Source organism: Paenibacillus sp. FSL R5-0527, from assembly GCF_038008055.1.
In the GTDB taxonomy this organism is placed as follows: domain Bacteria; phylum Bacillota; class Bacilli; order Paenibacillales; family Paenibacillaceae; genus Fontibacillus; species Fontibacillus macerans.
Map to the genome: position 1 here is coordinate 6,096,736 of NZ_JBBOYI010000001.1, position 16,755 is coordinate 6,113,490.

The window sequence follows — 16,755 nt, forward strand, 5'->3', positions numbered from 1 at the left end:
GCGAAACAGGCGACCTTTTTTTGGCCGCCATATCGTATTTCAATATTAGCCTACCTTCTCAAGGGTAGGACGAGTAATCTTGCCCGATGCATGGGCATAAGATGCACCTTTTGCGATAGGACAACCATACTTGATGCCAACAAACTTCTGCTGTAGATCAGAAGTTGTTCCCAGTTGGAATAAATATGCGTCCTTCTTACCCACATAGTGGTATTCAAGCCAAGGCTCGGTCACAATAACGATACCGTAGTCAGTCATGGTTGGATCAGTTGCGTTAACAGTTGATTCAATGAATGGTTCAGGAATGATTGGAAGGTACCCGGCTGCTGTCATGATCGAAACTACTTCGATACCGGCTACAACCGTCTTTGACATGCCTGAAATCTTGATGTTGTTTTCTTCTGCTACTCGAACTTCTTCTTCCAAGTAATAATGACCAATCGGGTCAATGTATACAGCCGTAGGGCGAAGTTCGAATTTCTCAGAACCAACCATTGCAGCAACTTTAGCTCTAATTCCTGCAATGATAGATCCATCTTTATCAATATTAAACGTGTTGGTGATTTGCTTCTGAATGCCAACATATTGCAATGTTTTTGGATTTGCTAGCTCTGTGTCATTACCTCTCCATAACCCCTTGCCGTGAGCCAAGGCGATACCGTTAATCATATCATCAATGTCCTTGGCTTGGAGTTCAGTGAAGTTTCCTTGTTGTTGACCAAGTGTAATGTCATAATGCCCGAAGTTGGTTTGGTTTGTAATTGCCTTAACTTTAGCCGAACGAGGAACTCTGGTACTTCCGCCTGCTGATGCCGAGGGATTTCTCGGATCAACAAAACCACCTTCATGAATTTCGGTTTGTTCGAAGTAAGATGTGAAGTCACCGGTTGCATGTGTGTATTTCAACCGACCATCTAAAATAGAGTTTCTTCGCAAAGCATCCGTAATTTCCTTTTGATATTCTTCCAATACAATTGAACCTGGCGCGATAATCTGCGCTACCGCCCGCAGGTCCATCCATTCAGCTTGTTCTACACTCATGTGTTTACACGCTCCCTATTTTAAATTTGCAAAACAAAAGCAGTCATCCATTTTGGATCACTGCTTAGAAATCTCTTTATGTTTTAGCTTCAATGTTAAAGATTGGACAGGATCAAGCCCCATACGATCAACTGCCGCGCAGAACGATGCGTGATCGTCGCCTTCTCCTTCGTCTAAGGTCTTTCCGAACTTAGCAAGAAGTTGGGCTGCTGTAGCTGTTTTTCTCTCCGGTTCAGGTGGAGTTGTTGTTTTACCGGCTTTTAAGTCAGCCAGTTCCTGTTTAAGCGCCTCTGCTTCTTCTTTTGCTGCTTTAAGTTCGGCCGCTGCCTGTTCCTCTTCGGTTTTCTTTTCCTCAGCTTCTTTAGCTGCCTTTACACTTTCAAGTTCCGTCTTAATAGCGCCGACTTCCGTTTTTACTTCACCAATCGTTTTTTCAAAGCTTGCCGAAATATCGGACTTAAAGTCATCAAGCAATTCTTTCAATTCTTTAGCGTCCAAATCGGACACCTCCTCGTTTGATTTATGGTTCTTTGCCGCGAATGTCGTTGATTTGAATGCGGCTGAATCAGCGAAAAGGATTGCTGCTCCTGTCCCGCAGAATTCGATAACATCAAGGACGTTTTCATCATCCTCAGCATTCTTCACCGATGCCGTCATTTCCAGCGAAGCGCCAAACTGATATTCAGTCCAGCCGTACTTTTCGACCAGTCCGTTATAGTAACGGATCGTTGCAATAACATCCGGGAAATCCTTGCCATATACGTAACCATCCACCCAAGCGAACCCATCCATTGAACGGTAAGCTTTCTCGATCACAGCTACTTTGAACCGGGGATCATGGTCCGTCATGCCGTTTACGTAGTCGATGTTAAAGGCCATCCCTACGAATGTTTGAAGGTATTGGTCACACACCGATGAACTGATGCGGATCTTCTTTCCGCCCGCTCCCATTGGTGAGCCATCGCTTGGCTGATCCACGGCGAATAGAGCGCACTTAAAAGGAACCTTGTTCGGGTGATCGCTGGCATCCGCCAACTGGAAGCTTTGAACCTTTAGCTTCTCGGTACTCATTTTCAGCGTTTTAAGCAATTTGTCTCACCTCCTTTCAATAATCGTCTCTGGTCCGTGCCGGAACAATTACACAAGCATGAATTCAACAATCTGAATGTTTTGATTTACCTTCAACCTAAAATCGTCATCATAAGCATTGAGGTAATAATCAATTTTGTTCTTTAAATCCTGAGTATTGGTGATAACTTCAAACGCACCACTTGGCAACTTAACAGCCACTACCAGCAACTGCGGTTCCTTCTCTGCCTCAGCCATCTTTTCAACCTGTAACCTAAATATTCTTCGGACTGGGTTACGCTCTGCTCCGCTCATGTCAGAAACTCCTTTCATGGACAAAAATAAAAACACCGCTATGTGTCGGTGTTCGGATCATCAATATCCTGTTTATCATCAGGCGGATCTTCTTCAGGAGGAATATCATTCCTCTTCGTTTCATCATCGATCTCATCCCTTGTCTTGTTTATGTCGATGACAGCCGTTTTTCCTGGCATCAGCAGGACTTCCCCGTGACCATTAGGAAGCGCCTTTTTAGCCAGATCATCCCGGACTTCATCCGGCGTCTTAACCCTGCGGTCAAGATATATGGCGTCGATATCGGCCTTGAGTTTCTGATCCTTAAGGGATGTCGCATAGTGGAACTTAAACTCTATTGCCCCGCCGAGATGAAAAATTCCATCAATGATGTGATTATTGATGTGTTCGACGATATTTTCCGCGATGGACTGAATCGTATCTTCCGTGTCATCATCTTCACTATCAGCCGTGCTGCGGTTGACATCCTTCGTCTGCCCCAGTTTTTTAGGGGAAATATCGAAGGCTATCGCCACAACTTCAATTAGGAACCGTTGCCACTCAATGAATAGCGCTTTATCGTCTGTGGCTCCAAGATCGAGGACACTCGGGCTTTCACTACCTCCAATAATCGGTGTTGATCCACGCCCCTGAACTTCCTGCTCCCAATAAACCCGATATGCAGCTACCGCTTTTGCATCCGCAGTCTTACCCAGGTTTAGGATTCGACGAATGAACGGATTGCTTGTTTGTTTCCCTGCTGACCTGTGCGCTGAAATGAAGAAATTGACCGATTCCCATACCATTTCAAGCGGAGAAAGGCCAAATGGTGTATTTGTCCTTGGATTCATTCGGATATACATCATTTCAGAATCCTTGAGCGATACGTACTGTCCGTTAACTCGCTGTGCATAACGGTATGAATCGGGTTTCCCGTCCCAGTCAGGGTACAAATCTATAGAGAAAGTATCCGTTGGGTACATTCTGAATGGCCGCTGCGGATCACCAGCTCTTAATGTTTCGGATGAACCAGCGCTGCAAACAAGCATATCCTCTACGATCTGCTCAAGCCATGAACGGAATGAATCCCCGGGGTTCGGCTTAAGAAGCGAGCGCTCGATGATTTTACATATTTCCTTATACTTTTCTTCTTCGTTTTCATCGACCGCAGCGACGGACCAGTTCAATTTTGTTATTCCGTTCTTTATTACATTGATTGCCCGCCGTGGTATAGGTGATTCTGATAGAAGCCTAAGATTTGTTGGCGTTCGTTTTGGAACCGGCTGATTGTTACCTTTGCTCATCAGAATCCCAAATGGTAAGGGATAGCTTTCCGTTTGCCGATCCGGTTCCTTTTTCATCCTCCCGGCTTCAAGCCAATCAATTACCCATTGTCTTAAACCCAACTCTACACCTCCTCCCCGAAAACGAAAAAGAAGCCAAGGAAAAATTTCCTGGCCTCTTTAGTCGTTCTTATCTGTATAAAATATAACATTGGATTATTACGGTGTTACTACGGATTATAACTATTGCTCAATTCTCTGCGTAGTGGACTTTAAATTATCCAAAAGCTGTTGTTTTTTATGTGCGGATTCATAAATAACGAATAAAAGAAAAGAAATAACAGACTTCACATTTTTGATAAGTTCATTATCTAAGTGAATTTGTTGTTCTATATTTCCGTCATTAGCATGAATAGCAGAGTCGCCTAATTTCTTTATATATTTCAAAAAATCAGTATCAAATTCATATGCCCACTGTGGAGCATTATTCTCTTCTATATCTTTCAACAAATCCTGTATTTTATTTCCCAACATTCTACGATTGTACCCATGACCAACTAAAATATGTTCTATTGCTGCCCTGTACATTGCCATCGCGGCGCTATTAGCCCCCATAATATGTGATCTATTAGCCTGGTCGAGATAAAACGCTACATTCTGAGGCGTATTGGGCGTACTTAAGCCACCAAAAGTACTAGGTAATATCAGCAATTCTTCACCATTCGGACCACTATGAATAATGATATGACTAATTGAGTCACATTGCAGACATTGGCATTTCCAGAATGAAGGGGATATTTTTACCCGAAGAATTTGAAAAATACTTTCTTTTGAGTATACACCGTAAAAATTATTTCCATTAGGTTTTTGAAAATTTTCTAAAAAACTAGAACTAAAATCACCATTTACATAAAGAGGCTCTATTTCGTTTTTGCGAAATCCTCCACATCGAGAACAAAACAAATCTTCTTTAAATGGGAAGTAAGTTAAAGTGGCATAGGTTAGTTCCTCTCCACTTGGAGAGTTTAACCCTATAAGTTTTCTTTCCTTAAACTCAACAACTCTATTAATAAAATCATCGAAGCTTTCTATCATACTAAACCAAACCTCACAATCTTATTGAAGATAGCTTTATTCTACTATTTTCCAACTCTTTTTAATACTCTTAAGTGGGGATTGTGCCAAATGTAAATCCATTTTCGACTTTTATATCAGCAAATGCCAGAACAAAACTATCCGCTCGGTCAGGAGATTGTAACCCCCGTTTCTTCATATCCTCTTTACGCTCAAGATAAATCCGCCCATTACTACCCATGCGCCATTTTCTTGTTGTAAGCTGCGCAATGAGTTTTTCGTCATCCGGAAGCTCCAATACTCCAGGTACTCCGAGGATATAGTTACTCATGTTCTCTTCCAACATTTCTTTGATCTGGCCCCACAATTCTGAACCCAGGTTGCCATAGTGTTCGTCCTCGGCAGATGATCCATTATTAACAGGAACAATGATATATCCTAAATCTTTCTCTTCGTTGATCTCATTCAGCCGGTCCGTTACAGCTCCGCCGATGCCGCTATCGTCGATTCTGATTTCAATCTCTTCGATATCTGATCGTTCTGACTTTACTTCATCGATTAACCGCAGCACCCAGCCGGTCGTGGTCATTGTATCTTGCTTATGATGAAAATGGGACTTAACCACTTTCCCGCCGATCCGCCCGTAAATGCATGTCTCGTCATCCCCAAAGCGCGCAACGTCCACGCCAACATAGAGTTTTGTTCCTTTAGCCTCAAGCCGCACCTCGTCTTTTGCAAACTCAGCAGCTTCAAGCGAAATGAACGTATCCGATTCGCCGCGCGGAAACTCTCCTTCAACCCGAACGCGCCATACATCACTTCCTTCGCCGTATTTCCGCTTAAGCATAGCGATGTTTTCTTTGCTTGTTCTTGGGCTATTTAGGCAAGACACCTTACGAGTCCTATAATCTGCTCTATCCTTGTTGTGTGAATCATAAAAAACCCCACTCGTTCGAGTAGGGTTTCCGCACATTAGCAGCTTATTAAATTCCCCTGACAGTGTACCAAGAATCGCTTCCATGATCGGATCGGCCACACCTGACGCTTCATCGACGATAAACAACATGTAGTCTTCGTGAAAGCCTTGCATGTTCTCTGGCTTCGTTGCTGTCCGGGCCGTTGCAAACCAGCGTTCTTCATAGTTCTTCATGTATATCTTAGTCTTGGTCCATTTGAGGATTCGTTTCAGAACAGGGCTTTTGCTCTGCCATTTGCTGATCTCTGCCCAAAGCACATCATGAAGCTGCTGCCTTGTGGGTGCAGTACAGACTACCTTTGGATAGGGGAAGCACGCCAGGAACCATAACGCCGTTGCCGCCTCCACCCCTGTCTTACCCACTCCTTGGCCGGAACGGACAGAAACAAGCCGACTCTCGGCGATATCCATTAGGGTTTCCGCCTGCCATTCATCGGGATAAAATCTAAGCATCTCTTGGCAGAACAGGACGGGGTTCCTTCGATACTCAGGAATCCGCTTCTTGAACGCCAGAAGCCGCCGCTTCGTCTCCGGCGAACTCTTCATCTCCTACCACCGCCTCTACCCAATCTTCTATAAGCTCATCATCTGAATTACCATCACCCGCCGCCTTTGCTTTATCCAATGCAAGACGTTCTTGTTCGATCTTAAGCTTTTCGTCTTGTATCATGCGCTTATGTTTATCTGGAAGCAGATCGATGTATTTGGTCAACACATCGAGGGCCTTCATTTTGTCATAAAGCTTTACACTAACGCCGTCCTTGCCCTGCTTAACTTCGTTGATGATCGTACCGTCTACGTCGTCGTTATTCCTGAAAGCAACAAAGCTCCGTTTATAAGTCATTTGGTCGCCGGTTTTAGGATCGAGTAGAGGTTGGCCGTCACCATCAAATAATGGTTCATCCATCTGACCAAATTCCACAAAGTCGGTAATGTCCGAAAAGGCGATCTTCATGTACTCCATAAGCACACGTTGAGCATTTATCCCAACCTCGTCCATCATCGCCTCGTTGTATCGCTGTATAGCGGCCTTAATTTCCGGTTTCCTAAGGTTTTCCCATCCGATGGTATGAGCCGTTTTCTTGCTGTATCCCGCCGCCATTGCGGCCCTTGTGGCGTTGAAGTCTCTCAAGTATTCCATCACGAAAATCCGCTGTTTTGGAGTCAACCCTTCATCATCTGGAACTTCCGGCTCCGGCTCTTTTTCGATTGCTGGAACGCTCTTTTTCGTTTTGGAACGTTCCGTATTTTCGTAGCGTTCCGGTACTTTTTTCGGAACGTTATTTATTTTTGGAACAGGAGCGCTCTCTTTAGTAATGGCATCCGCCGTTTGAAGAGTGGCATATACTTCCCGTGGTTTATCTCCTTGATATGGGCCGACAAGTTTCATTCGCTCCATAGCATCAATTAAACGCGCCGCCCTGCTATACCCTATCTGTAATCTCCGTTGCAAAAAAGAAACCGAGGCTTGTTTGGCCTCGGCTACAATTTGAACAGCAGATATGAATAGTTCGTCTTGCGCTCCGTCTTCTTCCGTTCCGTTCTGTATGGGCGTTCCTTTTTCTTTGGAACGTTCTATTTCAATCACTTCACCAGTAAGACGGTTTTCCCACTTGTCCTTTGCTTTCCATCCTCTGACCGTTCCCTCCGATACTTCTAACTTAGAGGCAATGTCTATGAGACGGATTTCCCCGCCACTGGTTTTATATAATTCAAAGGCATTATCTCGGTTAGGATCTCTTTTACGTCCCATTGTATTAGTATCACCTCCAGAATAGTAATCGGCCCCCGCTTCGCTAGGCGGATTCGGTCGAGACGATGGCCTTCGGCCTATGATCAACTTTCATATATGGTAAGGAAAATTTTCCTAGGCAAATAAAAAAGCCGCCTTTCAGCGACTTAATTTGTACAGGCAGTATTGATTTAAGGAAACATTCTCGGCTGCTGCTCTTTCGGCCAATTGACGATGCAAGCTCTTGGGTACGCGAAGATTGAATTTGCCGCTGTATTCGTCTTCTCCCGCCGGTTTTGGAATAAAATCGTCGTGGTCAATTTTTACCTGAAGATACCCTTCCATCGCTTCCCTGACGCTTTCAAATGCCTCCACAAATGTTTCCCCGGTACTTTGGCATCCATCCAACTCCGCGACTGAAGCATAGTAGTATTCACCGCTTTCGTCTTTAATCGGCCTAATCTGTATGGTATACGGTAACGACATGTAGTAGCTTAAATCCTTATTTGCCATCGTTTTATGGCTAGGATATATTATGATTATGGAAAGGGGAGCGGCTACTCCCCAATCCTGTCCAGAACGTCTTTGACGTAGACCGCCTTGAGTGGATTTTCCTTTTTGATGGTGATTAGGTCGCCTGCATTGTTGCGGAAATGAAAGTGTGAACCGTTGCTTCTCACTAAATCATATCCATGATGCCGGAGTACCTTTGCAACTTCATCAAACTGGATTCCGCTCGGGCGGTCTTTCATTTTCTGGACTAGTTTATCTATCCTAGCCATGTCTCACCTCCTGATATTATAGTACCATATATAGTACCATTAATCAAGGAGTTTTATTCATTTCCACATAATAATGCCGCTCCCGAAGGAACGGCTATGGAGGAAAGTTATGAACTGACTGATAAGGACTACTTCAAACGCTCAACCAATTCGGCGATCTGTGCCGGAACGGGACGGCCTTCCTTTTCCCGGCCTGTCGCGTAAACAACGAGGTGTTTGCCATCGGCATCAAGAGGGTATCCGTGTTCATAATTCAGGTCTACCTCCTCGATCTTCCCGCCTGTGAATTCCTTAGCGGTTTCAATGTCGTCAACGACGTGCAGCACTCGTAAATTTGTGTTGTCCAAATATGCGTAACCTTTTGCCATTTCCTTTTTCCATCTCCTTGACAGCATTTCCAACTTAAAATATCTCGATTGGATAATTTAAGTGTAAATCCTATAAACTACGGTTTCGCTGCGGATTTTAAAGACATTCGCCCCGTGTATATGGTAAAATTTCGGGGAGGTGATCAAGAAATGAAGCGGACGAGACGCTTTATGCGGACACTTAGCTCCGATATTCATTTTTATACTGCGCAACTGGAGCGAACGCCGGTCGTAGTATTTGTGGCTGGTGAGCTTGTTGGAAGCGGAAGAATTGAAGAGATTACGCAAGAAAGTGTGAAGATCGGGAATGATAGGTATCTTCGTGCGGTTTGCGAATTTAAATATGCGGTATAAAGTAAGCCCACTAACCTATATGGTCGGCGGGCTTTGTTATGTTCAACGTCTTTTTATTGTCCAAACCAGCGCCACAACCGACAGCACCAGCGCCGCCATACTGACAATCAGCGTTACTGTTTCCATACGTTATTCCTCCTTCGCCTTTTGTTTTAAAGCTTCGTAATCGTGCCGTAGGGTTTCGATTACATCGCCAATCGATTCTGCCTCTTTCATAAATTCTTGCGCAAGCCGGATGATAGTACGTTGTCTTTCTTCTAACGCCCTAATGGTTGAGTGCATTTCTAAAACGTCGTCCAGAACCACCATTGTTCTGCATCCTCCTTAGAGGGGCCGAAGCCCCTATTTCTTAGCGTTGTTTGTTGGTCAATTTAGAACCACAGGTATAACAATAATTTCTACATTGTCTATCAAATCTCAGGAGTGCCAACGAGCGTGCCTCAGATTGAGTTTTTTCATTTTCGGCACAGCCATGCTCTTGGCCGCAAGCTTTACAGATGTACCAAGCGCTAAATGTGCCATTCCGTTCTGTTCTTTCCTGTAGTTCCGCTCCTATTATTTCGATTTGCTTCATAGCGCTTGAGCCTCCCCTGTTATGATCATCTCCATGCCTTTGTATTGCAATTGATGACCCTTATACCGGTTTCCGTCTTTGCTGAGCATCAAGACCAATTTTATTCTAAGCTGGTGATTTGTAATCCAAACGTCAAGTGCATCCGAAAGTTGCTGGTTTGTGTATCTCTTGCGCATTTGGCTAAAGGTATATTTCATCCTTCATCCCTCCCGCGTAAGGCCGCCGCCATTGTATATTTCAATTCGATTTGTTAAGATTGGGAGGAGGGAGCCTCTAACTCCCTCCGAGGAACTTTTAACGCTTGCGTGGTCGCTGGTGTTTGGTTCCTTTTTTCTTTTCCTCACGTGTTTTCTGTAGCAGCAGCGCTGCGGTAAGTAGTTGAATGACTGCTGTGAGGAACCCAATCATTTCTTTCATTTCCTGTGTTCACCTCCTCCTGATTAATATTATATACTCACGTGAGTATAGTGTCAACACTTTTTTATACTTGCGTGAGTATTATCCTTGATGTTATTATGAGCATAAGAGATAAGGGGGCGATTGTTTGGAAGATAAAAAGGGAACGGCTGCAACACGGGCAAAGAATAAGTATAATGCAGCAAACTATGATCGCTTGTATCCTTATGTACCTAAGGGGCGCAAGGCGGTTTATGAAGCTGCAGCTAAAAAGGCTGGGTACGAGTCGTTAAACGACTTCATAATTAGCGCAATCGAGGAAAAAATAAAACGCGAGGAAGAAAAGACCACAGAGGCATAAGCCAAAGTGGTCTAATTTACTTCCGGCAATCTTAGGCCGATCTCTCCCTCTTCGTTCCGGCCCCGCCCATAATCGATTACTACAAAGTCCAATGTTCTGTTCATCTTTAGGCTGTTTGCGATCCCTGCAATGGCCTTTCTTCGTTTTTCGGCAAATGTCGTTGGAGAGATTGGATAGATATCCTTCCGGTAACCTTTCCCTAAGTATTCTTGTGCCTTAAGGTACTTCATCCCGTCTAAGAAAAGGAGCTTTGCAATTAATCCTTCGTGCGGATCTCGGAGGTTGTTGATTGCAAAACGTACGTTGTTTGAGATGTACAGATAAAATTTGTAGTTGGTATGCCGTTTATCCTTTAGAATAACTGAATTTCCCGTTACGTCTGCCGTCAATTCCTGGCCGGTTACCCTTTTCCCCGCCGTCCCTTCTGCCGTTAGGAGCTGGTAGGCATCCATTCCATTTTCGATTTGCATTTGGGCGTATTCATAGTTCTTGATGATATCGATCATGTCAGTGTATTTTCCGAGCAGCCATTTTGTTTTTCGGATGTCTTCGGCGTCGATGTCATCGAAAAATGTGATTTGAATAATTTTGCTTGTGTCTTCGGTATCGTCATTGATTTTAGTTGGTAGTATTTCTACTGCTGTCTCCATTAGGTTCACTCCCCTATATTTCGTGTTGTTGTGGACTCACCGGTAGTGCGTATTGATTTGCAGTTATCACACAATTGATAAACCGTGTGAATTTGATACGGAATTGCGGAAGCATATATTTCAGCTTTATGAGTCTCTTGGCAGCCATGGCACGTGACCGTTATCTCTCTTGTGTTTCGTGGATTCAGATAAGGTTTTTGTTTATTCATGGGATACCTCCTTGGGAATGTCTGCTGTTTTTCCACATTTGGGACATTCTAACCATTCTTCAATACCGCCCAAATCGTCAGCATCTGACCATTGATATTTCATTTCAACCTTACATTTGCGGCATTTTTTGCCATAGCCTGTTTAGTCAATGTCATACGCCTCCCCTATTGCCGCGCAAGAATCACATACATAAACTCCGGGTTGTGAAATGCCAGACGCTGGACTAGGGTTATTAACCCAAGCGTGGAATTTGAGACGCGCTACATTACCACACCCTGGACAAGTTTCATATCCCATAATTTTTGCGAAACTCTTAGTCACCATTGTTTTTTTAGTTCCGTTACATAACATGCAGCCTTTTCCTTCTGACCCGTAACAGTTATAGCACTCAATTTCCACTTCTGCTTTTTCAGTCATGGGATACTACCTCCAAACTCTTCAAATCTACGAATGATGGAGCAGCACCATTAATCCAAATTACATATGCCCTCTTACCGCTTTCTGATATTCGTTTTACTTGTCCTTTAGCTTTAAATTTTGTATGATACACCCAGTCTTCCGGCTTTATGGTTGGTAAGGGGATGGGATCGGCAGCTTTCCCATCGTGAAGTACAAAGATGTCTTTCGTTTCTTGGTCGTATCCAACGACAATAAGTACCCCCTCTTGCTTTCCTGCTCTGATTTTAAGCGTCTTTCCGTCAAGTTCTTCCCACTCAAACGGCTTTATGTACTTAAACCAAGTTTGGTCATCCATTACTCTCTTACCTCCCCTAATAAGTCGGGATTGTCAAAGCGGTTGCCGATCTTTACAGCCTTCATGCGCCAAAGTGTGGATGTGTTCGGTATCATCATGTGTCCTTTCTTCCAGCGCAAACGCGGCCCGTAGTTGTAACCTTGGTAATATTCAAGAAATCCGATCTTCTCATATTCCTCATATCCCGGCGCGGTATTACTAAATGGATCGTCACTTGAAACATCCTCGGAAGCTCGGGTATGAATGGTTTTAATAATGTCTCCTGGGTAGAGTTCGCTTTCCTCACTGTCTTTGAAGGGGAATATTTGACCTACTGTTTCAGGATCGACTTCATCCCACGAATAACTTGTTCCGTAGTTGTTGACTATATTGACTTCTCCGCTTTCATCTTTGATCAAATATCCATATACCCATTCACCGTTATCTACTCGCTTACCGCGAAACTTATAATCTCTCATTGCTTTATTCCCTCCCTGACCTAGCTATTTTATGGCCCCCACTGGCGTTAGGCGGATTCGGTCAACTCGGGGGCCTTCGGCCTAGTGCATACTTTTTGACGTGTACAGCATTACATTGCTTTCAACGTGTCAACCTTCGCTCGTTCTCCAAAAATCACAACTGCATTGGGAAACGGTGCATTCCATTTGGATCCGCCAAACTTCAACCGCCCCCTAACTAGGCGAACCTCACCTTTCATACAGTAATCATGCCACCATGCGGTATCAGTCCGCGCAGGGAGCAAACAAACCACCGTTGCCCCGTTCAATGATGATTCATAAGCTTTCTTCACCCATTCCCCGATCTTTCTGCCATATGGCGGATTCATCCAGCATGTACCGCGCCATTCTTGATTCAGTCCGTTATCATCCGGGGAATAATAGGTTTCACACTTTGCATTTTCGGGCAACGCGCAAACATCGGTTTCAAAGTTGAATTCTGAATGAAGCACATCGAAAAAATCCTGCGGTGTTTCCCATAAATCCGTTGTGGATGTAAAAAGTCCTTTGTTTATGCTCATTTGGATCTCACTCTCCCTTGTGTATACTCTTCTATATCCGTATAGGGGCTAGCAGGCTTCCTTTTTTAGAATGCGTTCAGGTTCAATATCAAACCATTCACAAACTTCGTTTAATTCGATGCCCACCATACCCCCTGTAAGCAATCTCACTTCAAGACCACCTTCGGAAAGAGAGTTGTCACCAACTAAATTTGCAAACTCTTGCAGATCGCTAGGATAAAGCCACAACACAAGAGTATTCCCGCGCCAGTCCGTTTCTTTATCCTGGACGAATTTATAAAGATCAAGTTCATTCATTCCTTATCACCTTCCCCCAAAGCAGCATCGACAATTTTGATCATCCGGCGTAATACCTGGATGTCCGTTCCTTCTTTGCTATACTCGGCTTTTGCTTCTTCTAGTGCTTTACGTAGTTTGTTGCATTCGTCTTGCCACTTAGCATTTTCTCGGTATGTTTCGCGTTTTAAGTCGGATTGCTTTTTAACCTCGACCTGTAGTTCTTTTATGGTTGCGTCCTTCTCGGTAAGCTCAAATGTTAGCCGCTCGATTTCCACAAACAATTCGTCGATGACCTCATCATAGGATTTACACGCCATAATAAGCGCTTGGATCGTATTCGTTGTTTTGGGATGTAGATTGGATGTTTTCATGTGATGTTCCGTATTTTTTATAGCCAGCGCTAGCTCAGGTTTTGACCATACGTGTAGTTTTTTCAATTCTGCGATTCTTGCGTCCATTCCATCCCCTCCCAATTCCAAAGCCCTTGTTGTCCCTTTACTGCGACCGGCTCCGGCAGCAGGCGGACATCGGTAAGCTCCCAGGCATAGCGCCCCTTTTCATACCAACCAAAATGATATTCATTATCCAATGTGCTGAAATGAGTCTTGCGCTTCTCGGATTCCAAAATAACCACGCCGCCCAACACATCCCGATATACCTGAAAACACTCATTCAATTCAGCTACGACCACCACCGCGCCTGTCGGAAGGTTATCCGCTGTATAGCCGTGTTTCGCGAGCGTGGATTTTATCGGTTCGCGCTCACATGCTGCTCGGTCGATCTTCTGACCAGCATGGATTGCAAGCGGACCGCGATATTTTGTAGCCCATCCGCAGTTTCGTTACCCTTTTCAAGAAGCGCAATGAGCGTAGCCCATGGTTGATGGATCGTGATGGCTTTCATCTTCATAGCTGCGACCCCTCCCCTAATATCACAATGCATTCTGATTCCACTGAATCTGATATGCCAGGATAATAAGGACTTTCTGCGGAAACGTGGCCGTCAGGCCAAAGCTTCCCCTTACATACATCACCTTTTCTAAAAACCTTTCGGAGATGTCCCCAATCATCCCAATAAACATCCTTGATTACTTCAAATTCGCATGGCTTAGGCTCCCATTTCTTTAGAAACTCCGTTGCAAACCCGCCGTTATAACCTTTCAGCCTTACTACTTCTGAACCGCATAAATCCCATGGTTCTGAATCTACTGTCCAAACCTTCCCAGCGTATTTTTCCTTCCGGGCTTCGTAGCAAGAGTGCATAACCACTTGATTTCCCGGTTTCAGTCCTGAAGGTTTTGGCTTAGTTCGTTTGCTCATTTCGATAATCTCTCCTTTTCGCCCTGGATTGCATTAAACTCGCCTATATCCTCGCCGTAAGATCCTTTGTAAACTGCGCGATCATGGTTCCAGCAGTTCCGGCACATCCGTGAGCCTATAGCTGGGTCAAACATATGCGGATGACTCAATTCTCCGGAAGGTTCACCGCACCAATCACATTCACCGCCGTATTCAAAGGCTTCGGTTATCTTGGCTTGCTGCTCGTCGTTAAGCTCTACAACACCGATCACAGGAGCCAAGCACATTTCGTCAAGTTCAAATGTTTCGGGAAGACCTGTATAACCTTTGGATTTAAAGCTTTTAGCGTCGTGTTTCTCCATGTCGATCACTAGCCGGTTCTCAATTAACCGAAGCGTGTACTTCATGCCTTTCTCCCCTTTGCCTTAGCAGACTGCTGCTTTATAAGACTGTAAGCGGCGAGGGCAACTGATTTTATCCATTCCGCATTTAGTTGAACCTCTTTATCTGTCATTTCAGTTATCCGATCAAGTGCGCTTAGGACTTCATACCTTTTCATGCGATCCCTCCATTAATCTTCAAATCTTTCTCCATATGCGTAAGATGGTTTTATAGACGATTGACTTGCCGCCACTACAACATCAGAAAGCATTGATGCAAAAACAGCCATTTCCCTTTCGTCAAATCCTTCGAGCTGCCGCAGTTCCTTAGCCTTTAATGACCGTCCCGCCGCCGTGGTGATCAATTCAACAACCGGCTTGATTTGGTTTAACCGTTCTTTTCTCTCTGCTTCAGCGGCTGTTATAGCCGCCTGTTTCCGGTTAAATTCTTCCCAGTCTTGATCATCGAACCAAAAGTGATCGCCGTATTTTTCGCGGTAAACCGAGATCCAGTATTGAAGTAATTCTTCATCGGTCTGAATCATGTCATGACACGGCCAGCAAAGACGTAAGCCATTAGATTTAACGCCGCGCCCTTTCCGCCCTCGGGGCATGACATGATGTGTAGTGGTGGCTTCGGCTGATTTACAATGTTGGCAGATACCACCTGATTCTTTTATCAACTCGGCGATTACTTCCCTCGGGAATTCGCCTCGCTCTCTCGATCCCGGCCTTGAAGAGTGGTGCGAAAGAATGACCTTCTTCCATTCCGGGACTTCCTTCCGGGCTTTCGGTTTCCGCTGCTGCAAGCTGTTGTAAACCTTCTTCTCTTTCACCTGTTTTTCCGGTTTCCAAAATGTTTGATGGGCCACTCTTTCACACCACCCTTCTGGTTAGAATGATTAGAACAACTTCAATCACATTGCCTTTTCACTTACATTTTGGGCCATTTCCACTACGCACCCACTACGGATTTTGGGCCATTCAACTTCTCAATGTATCCAGCCCGTTCCAGAACCTTGTAATGTCGTTCCCGTTCTGCTGACGAGAACTGAATTGGAAGGATCGAATGAGCTGCATAAAAGGCTATCGCCTCCTGAACTTCTGACGGCTGACTATCCAACTCGGAAAGATTGATCGTTTTAATAGGCATTCTTAATACCTCCAATCAATAAGGTGAGGTTTCGTAAGTGGTTCGTGCTTCGTCGATCGTATTCAAATCGAGTTGCCAATGAGTCGCGCGGACGACGTCTGTAATTTGCTTTTCTGTGTACCCGAGACGCCGAGCCCCAAGGATGACATATCCAAGACAAGCGTTATTGCTCCATTGTTCCCCTCCAATCATTTGACCCATCTTAAAACCGGCCTTAAATGCCTTTTTGAATGATTGCTCTACACGGTCCAACATTTTAATTTGCTCCGCACTCATCCCTTCCGGGAAAAGTTCCTTTTCCAATTCGTGTCTCAGAATCATAACCACGCTATCGTTCATCTTTTCTTATCTCCCTTCACGTCAGGAAAATTTTCCTTGCCTCATATAGTTATATAACTTATATAACCAATATATACCCATTCAATTTGCTTGTCAATATAAGTTATATAACTTATAATCGAAAACAAAGGAGTGTTGCCCAATGGCGGTTGATAAGGATAAAAACACGCAGATTCTTGTAACCTTTCCGAATGAAATGGTGGATGAAATAGAGCAGTTCTGGCACGATAACAAGTTAAAGAATCGAAGTGAAGCTATACGAGATCTTGTGGCAAAGGGGCTACAATCGCAGAAACTTGGTAAGGTGGAGCAAGAGGAATAGAATCCTCTATGCTCCATTTTTGTTTATTCGATCCTGGACGGCTTAAAAA

30 protein-coding genes and 1 pseudogene are annotated in these 16,755 nt (G+C 44.3%); 3 read left to right on the forward strand and 28 right to left on the reverse strand.

What is annotated here, in order from left to right:
• Positions 1–45: 45 nt before the first annotated feature.
• The 10 genes from NYE69_RS27090 to NYE69_RS27135 form a co-directional block, all read right to left on the reverse strand.
• On the reverse strand, positions 46–1,041 hold the full coding sequence (locus NYE69_RS27090; protein ID WP_340928898.1) for a hypothetical protein: 996 nt from the start codon (positions 1,039–1,041) through the stop codon (positions 46–48).
• Positions 1,042–1,098: 57 nt separating this feature from the next.
• Entirely contained in the window at positions 1,099–2,130 is a 1,032-nt protein-coding gene (locus NYE69_RS27095) for a 3-oxoacyl-ACP reductase (protein WP_340928900.1), read from the reverse strand.
• A 48-nt stretch (positions 2,131–2,178) separates the two neighbouring features.
• The gene (locus tag NYE69_RS27100; RefSeq protein WP_340928902.1) at positions 2,179–2,424 is read right to left on the reverse strand and encodes a hypothetical protein; all 246 of its coding nucleotides are present in this window, start codon (positions 2,422–2,424) and stop codon (positions 2,179–2,181) included.
• A 38-nt stretch (positions 2,425–2,462) separates the two neighbouring features.
• Positions 2,463–3,809, reverse strand: coding sequence for a phage portal protein (locus NYE69_RS27105; protein ID WP_340928904.1), 1,347 nt, complete (start codon positions 3,807–3,809; stop codon positions 2,463–2,465).
• A gap of 120 nt (positions 3,810–3,929) precedes the next feature.
• Entirely contained in the window at positions 3,930–4,781 is an 852-nt protein-coding gene (locus tag NYE69_RS27110) for a hypothetical protein (protein WP_340928906.1), read from the reverse strand.
• 70 nt (positions 4,782–4,851) lie between these two features.
• Positions 4,852–6,282 carry a DEAD/DEAH box helicase family protein gene (locus NYE69_RS27115; RefSeq protein ID WP_340928907.1) on the reverse strand — a complete coding sequence of 477 codons (1,431 nt, stop codon included), beginning with the start codon at positions 6,280–6,282 and terminating at the stop codon, positions 4,852–4,854.
• Positions 6,224–7,489 (reverse strand): terminase small subunit, encoded by a 1,266-nt coding sequence (locus tag NYE69_RS27120; protein WP_340928908.1) that lies wholly within the window; start codon positions 7,487–7,489, stop codon positions 6,224–6,226. The genes NYE69_RS27115 and NYE69_RS27120 overlap by 59 nt, the downstream gene beginning before the upstream one ends.
• Before the next feature lie 138 nt (positions 7,490–7,627).
• Positions 7,628–7,954 (reverse strand): type II toxin-antitoxin system HicB family antitoxin, encoded by a 327-nt coding sequence (locus tag NYE69_RS27125; protein ID WP_330164933.1) that lies wholly within the window; start codon positions 7,952–7,954, stop codon positions 7,628–7,630.
• A gap of 71 nt (positions 7,955–8,025) precedes the next feature.
• Positions 8,026–8,250, reverse strand: coding sequence for a type II toxin-antitoxin system HicA family toxin (locus tag NYE69_RS27130; protein ID WP_155621290.1), 225 nt, complete (start codon positions 8,248–8,250; stop codon positions 8,026–8,028).
• 128 nt (positions 8,251–8,378) lie between these two features.
• A complete protein-coding gene (locus NYE69_RS27135) occupies positions 8,379–8,618 on the reverse strand; it encodes a hypothetical protein (protein WP_326047368.1) in 240 nt (79 codons plus the stop codon).
• A gap of 150 nt (positions 8,619–8,768) precedes the next feature.
• On the opposite strand from NYE69_RS27135, the gene NYE69_RS27140 reads away from it, so the two are divergent.
• On the forward strand, positions 8,769–8,972 hold the full coding sequence (locus NYE69_RS27140; RefSeq protein ID WP_340928912.1) for a hypothetical protein: 204 nt from the start codon (positions 8,769–8,771) through the stop codon (positions 8,970–8,972).
• A 129-nt stretch (positions 8,973–9,101) separates the two neighbouring features.
• Here the strand turns inward: NYE69_RS27140 and NYE69_RS27145 are convergent, their stop codons facing one another.
• From NYE69_RS27145 to NYE69_RS27160, 4 genes are all read right to left on the reverse strand, one after another.
• Positions 9,102–9,281, reverse strand: a complete 180-nt coding sequence (locus NYE69_RS27145) for a hypothetical protein (RefSeq protein ID WP_340928914.1) — start codon at positions 9,279–9,281, stop codon at positions 9,102–9,104.
• A 40-nt stretch (positions 9,282–9,321) separates the two neighbouring features.
• Positions 9,322–9,546, reverse strand: coding sequence for a hypothetical protein (locus tag NYE69_RS27150; protein ID WP_326043759.1), 225 nt, complete (start codon positions 9,544–9,546; stop codon positions 9,322–9,324).
• Positions 9,543–9,743: a hypothetical protein gene (locus NYE69_RS27155; protein WP_326043760.1), complete on the reverse strand. Its 201-nt coding sequence runs from the start codon at positions 9,741–9,743 to the stop codon at positions 9,543–9,545. The genes NYE69_RS27150 and NYE69_RS27155 overlap by 4 nt, the downstream gene beginning before the upstream one ends.
• Positions 9,744–9,840: 97 nt before the next feature.
• Entirely contained in the window at positions 9,841–9,963 is a 123-nt protein-coding gene (locus NYE69_RS27160; RefSeq protein ID WP_340928917.1) for a hypothetical protein, read from the reverse strand.
• Between the two features lie 127 nt (positions 9,964–10,090).
• Between NYE69_RS27160 and NYE69_RS27165 the strand changes: the two genes are divergently transcribed.
• Positions 10,091–10,303 (forward strand): hypothetical protein, encoded by a 213-nt coding sequence (locus tag NYE69_RS27165; protein ID WP_155621284.1) that lies wholly within the window; start codon positions 10,091–10,093, stop codon positions 10,301–10,303.
• Between the two features lie 11 nt (positions 10,304–10,314).
• On the opposite strand, the gene NYE69_RS27170 is transcribed toward NYE69_RS27165, so the two are convergent.
• The 14 genes and pseudogenes from NYE69_RS27170 to NYE69_RS27240 form a co-directional block, all read right to left on the reverse strand.
• Positions 10,315–10,953 carry a hypothetical protein gene (locus NYE69_RS27170; protein ID WP_340928920.1) on the reverse strand — a complete coding sequence of 213 codons (639 nt, stop codon included), beginning with the start codon at positions 10,951–10,953 and terminating at the stop codon, positions 10,315–10,317.
• Positions 10,954–11,304: 351 nt separating this feature from the next.
• Positions 11,305–11,580, reverse strand: coding sequence for a hypothetical protein (locus tag NYE69_RS27175; RefSeq protein WP_155621282.1), 276 nt, complete (start codon positions 11,578–11,580; stop codon positions 11,305–11,307).
• Entirely contained in the window at positions 11,573–11,917 is a 345-nt protein-coding gene (locus NYE69_RS27180) for a hypothetical protein (RefSeq protein ID WP_340928922.1), read from the reverse strand. Before NYE69_RS27180 ends, NYE69_RS27175 begins: the two co-directional genes overlap by 8 nt.
• Positions 11,917–12,375 (reverse strand): hypothetical protein, encoded by a 459-nt coding sequence (locus NYE69_RS27185; RefSeq protein ID WP_340928925.1) that lies wholly within the window; start codon positions 12,373–12,375, stop codon positions 11,917–11,919. The genes NYE69_RS27180 and NYE69_RS27185 overlap by 1 nt, the downstream gene beginning before the upstream one ends.
• A gap of 110 nt (positions 12,376–12,485) precedes the next feature.
• On the reverse strand, positions 12,486–12,935 hold the full coding sequence (locus NYE69_RS27190) for a DNA N-6-adenine-methyltransferase (protein WP_340928927.1): 450 nt from the start codon (positions 12,933–12,935) through the stop codon (positions 12,486–12,488).
• A gap of 48 nt (positions 12,936–12,983) precedes the next feature.
• Positions 12,984–13,232 carry a hypothetical protein gene (locus NYE69_RS27195; RefSeq protein ID WP_340928928.1) on the reverse strand — a complete coding sequence of 83 codons (249 nt, stop codon included), beginning with the start codon at positions 13,230–13,232 and terminating at the stop codon, positions 12,984–12,986.
• Complete coding sequence (locus NYE69_RS27200; protein ID WP_340928930.1) at positions 13,229–13,672, reverse strand: hypothetical protein; 444 nt, start codon at positions 13,670–13,672, stop codon at positions 13,229–13,231. Before NYE69_RS27200 ends, NYE69_RS27195 begins: the two co-directional genes overlap by 4 nt.
• Positions 13,648–14,117, reverse strand: a pseudogene (locus tag NYE69_RS33805) (ASCH domain-containing protein). The gene NYE69_RS27200 and the pseudogene NYE69_RS33805 overlap by 25 nt, the downstream one beginning before the upstream one ends.
• Before the next feature lie 2 nt (positions 14,118–14,119).
• Positions 14,120–14,533: a hypothetical protein gene (locus NYE69_RS27215; RefSeq protein WP_340928936.1), complete on the reverse strand. Its 414-nt coding sequence runs from the start codon at positions 14,531–14,533 to the stop codon at positions 14,120–14,122.
• Positions 14,530–14,919, reverse strand: coding sequence for a hypothetical protein (locus NYE69_RS27220; RefSeq protein WP_340928938.1), 390 nt, complete (start codon positions 14,917–14,919; stop codon positions 14,530–14,532). The genes NYE69_RS27215 and NYE69_RS27220 overlap by 4 nt, the downstream gene beginning before the upstream one ends.
• The gene (locus NYE69_RS27225; RefSeq protein WP_340928940.1) at positions 14,916–15,071 is read right to left on the reverse strand and encodes a hypothetical protein; all 156 of its coding nucleotides are present in this window, start codon (positions 15,069–15,071) and stop codon (positions 14,916–14,918) included. The genes NYE69_RS27220 and NYE69_RS27225 overlap by 4 nt, the downstream gene beginning before the upstream one ends.
• Positions 15,072–15,083: 12 nt before the next feature.
• Positions 15,084–15,764 carry an HNH endonuclease gene (locus tag NYE69_RS27230; protein WP_340928942.1) on the reverse strand — a complete coding sequence of 227 codons (681 nt, stop codon included), beginning with the start codon at positions 15,762–15,764 and terminating at the stop codon, positions 15,084–15,086.
• A gap of 83 nt (positions 15,765–15,847) precedes the next feature.
• Positions 15,848–16,045, reverse strand: coding sequence for a hypothetical protein (locus NYE69_RS27235; RefSeq protein ID WP_340928944.1), 198 nt, complete (start codon positions 16,043–16,045; stop codon positions 15,848–15,850).
• Positions 16,046–16,060: 15 nt separating this feature from the next.
• Entirely contained in the window at positions 16,061–16,384 is a 324-nt protein-coding gene (locus NYE69_RS27240; protein ID WP_340928946.1) for a hypothetical protein, read from the reverse strand.
• Positions 16,385–16,526: 142 nt separating this feature from the next.
• On the opposite strand from NYE69_RS27240, the gene NYE69_RS27245 reads away from it, so the two are divergent.
• Complete coding sequence (locus tag NYE69_RS27245; RefSeq protein ID WP_340928948.1) at positions 16,527–16,706, forward strand: ribbon-helix-helix domain-containing protein; 180 nt, start codon at positions 16,527–16,529, stop codon at positions 16,704–16,706.
• Positions 16,707–16,755 lie beyond the last annotated feature (49 nt).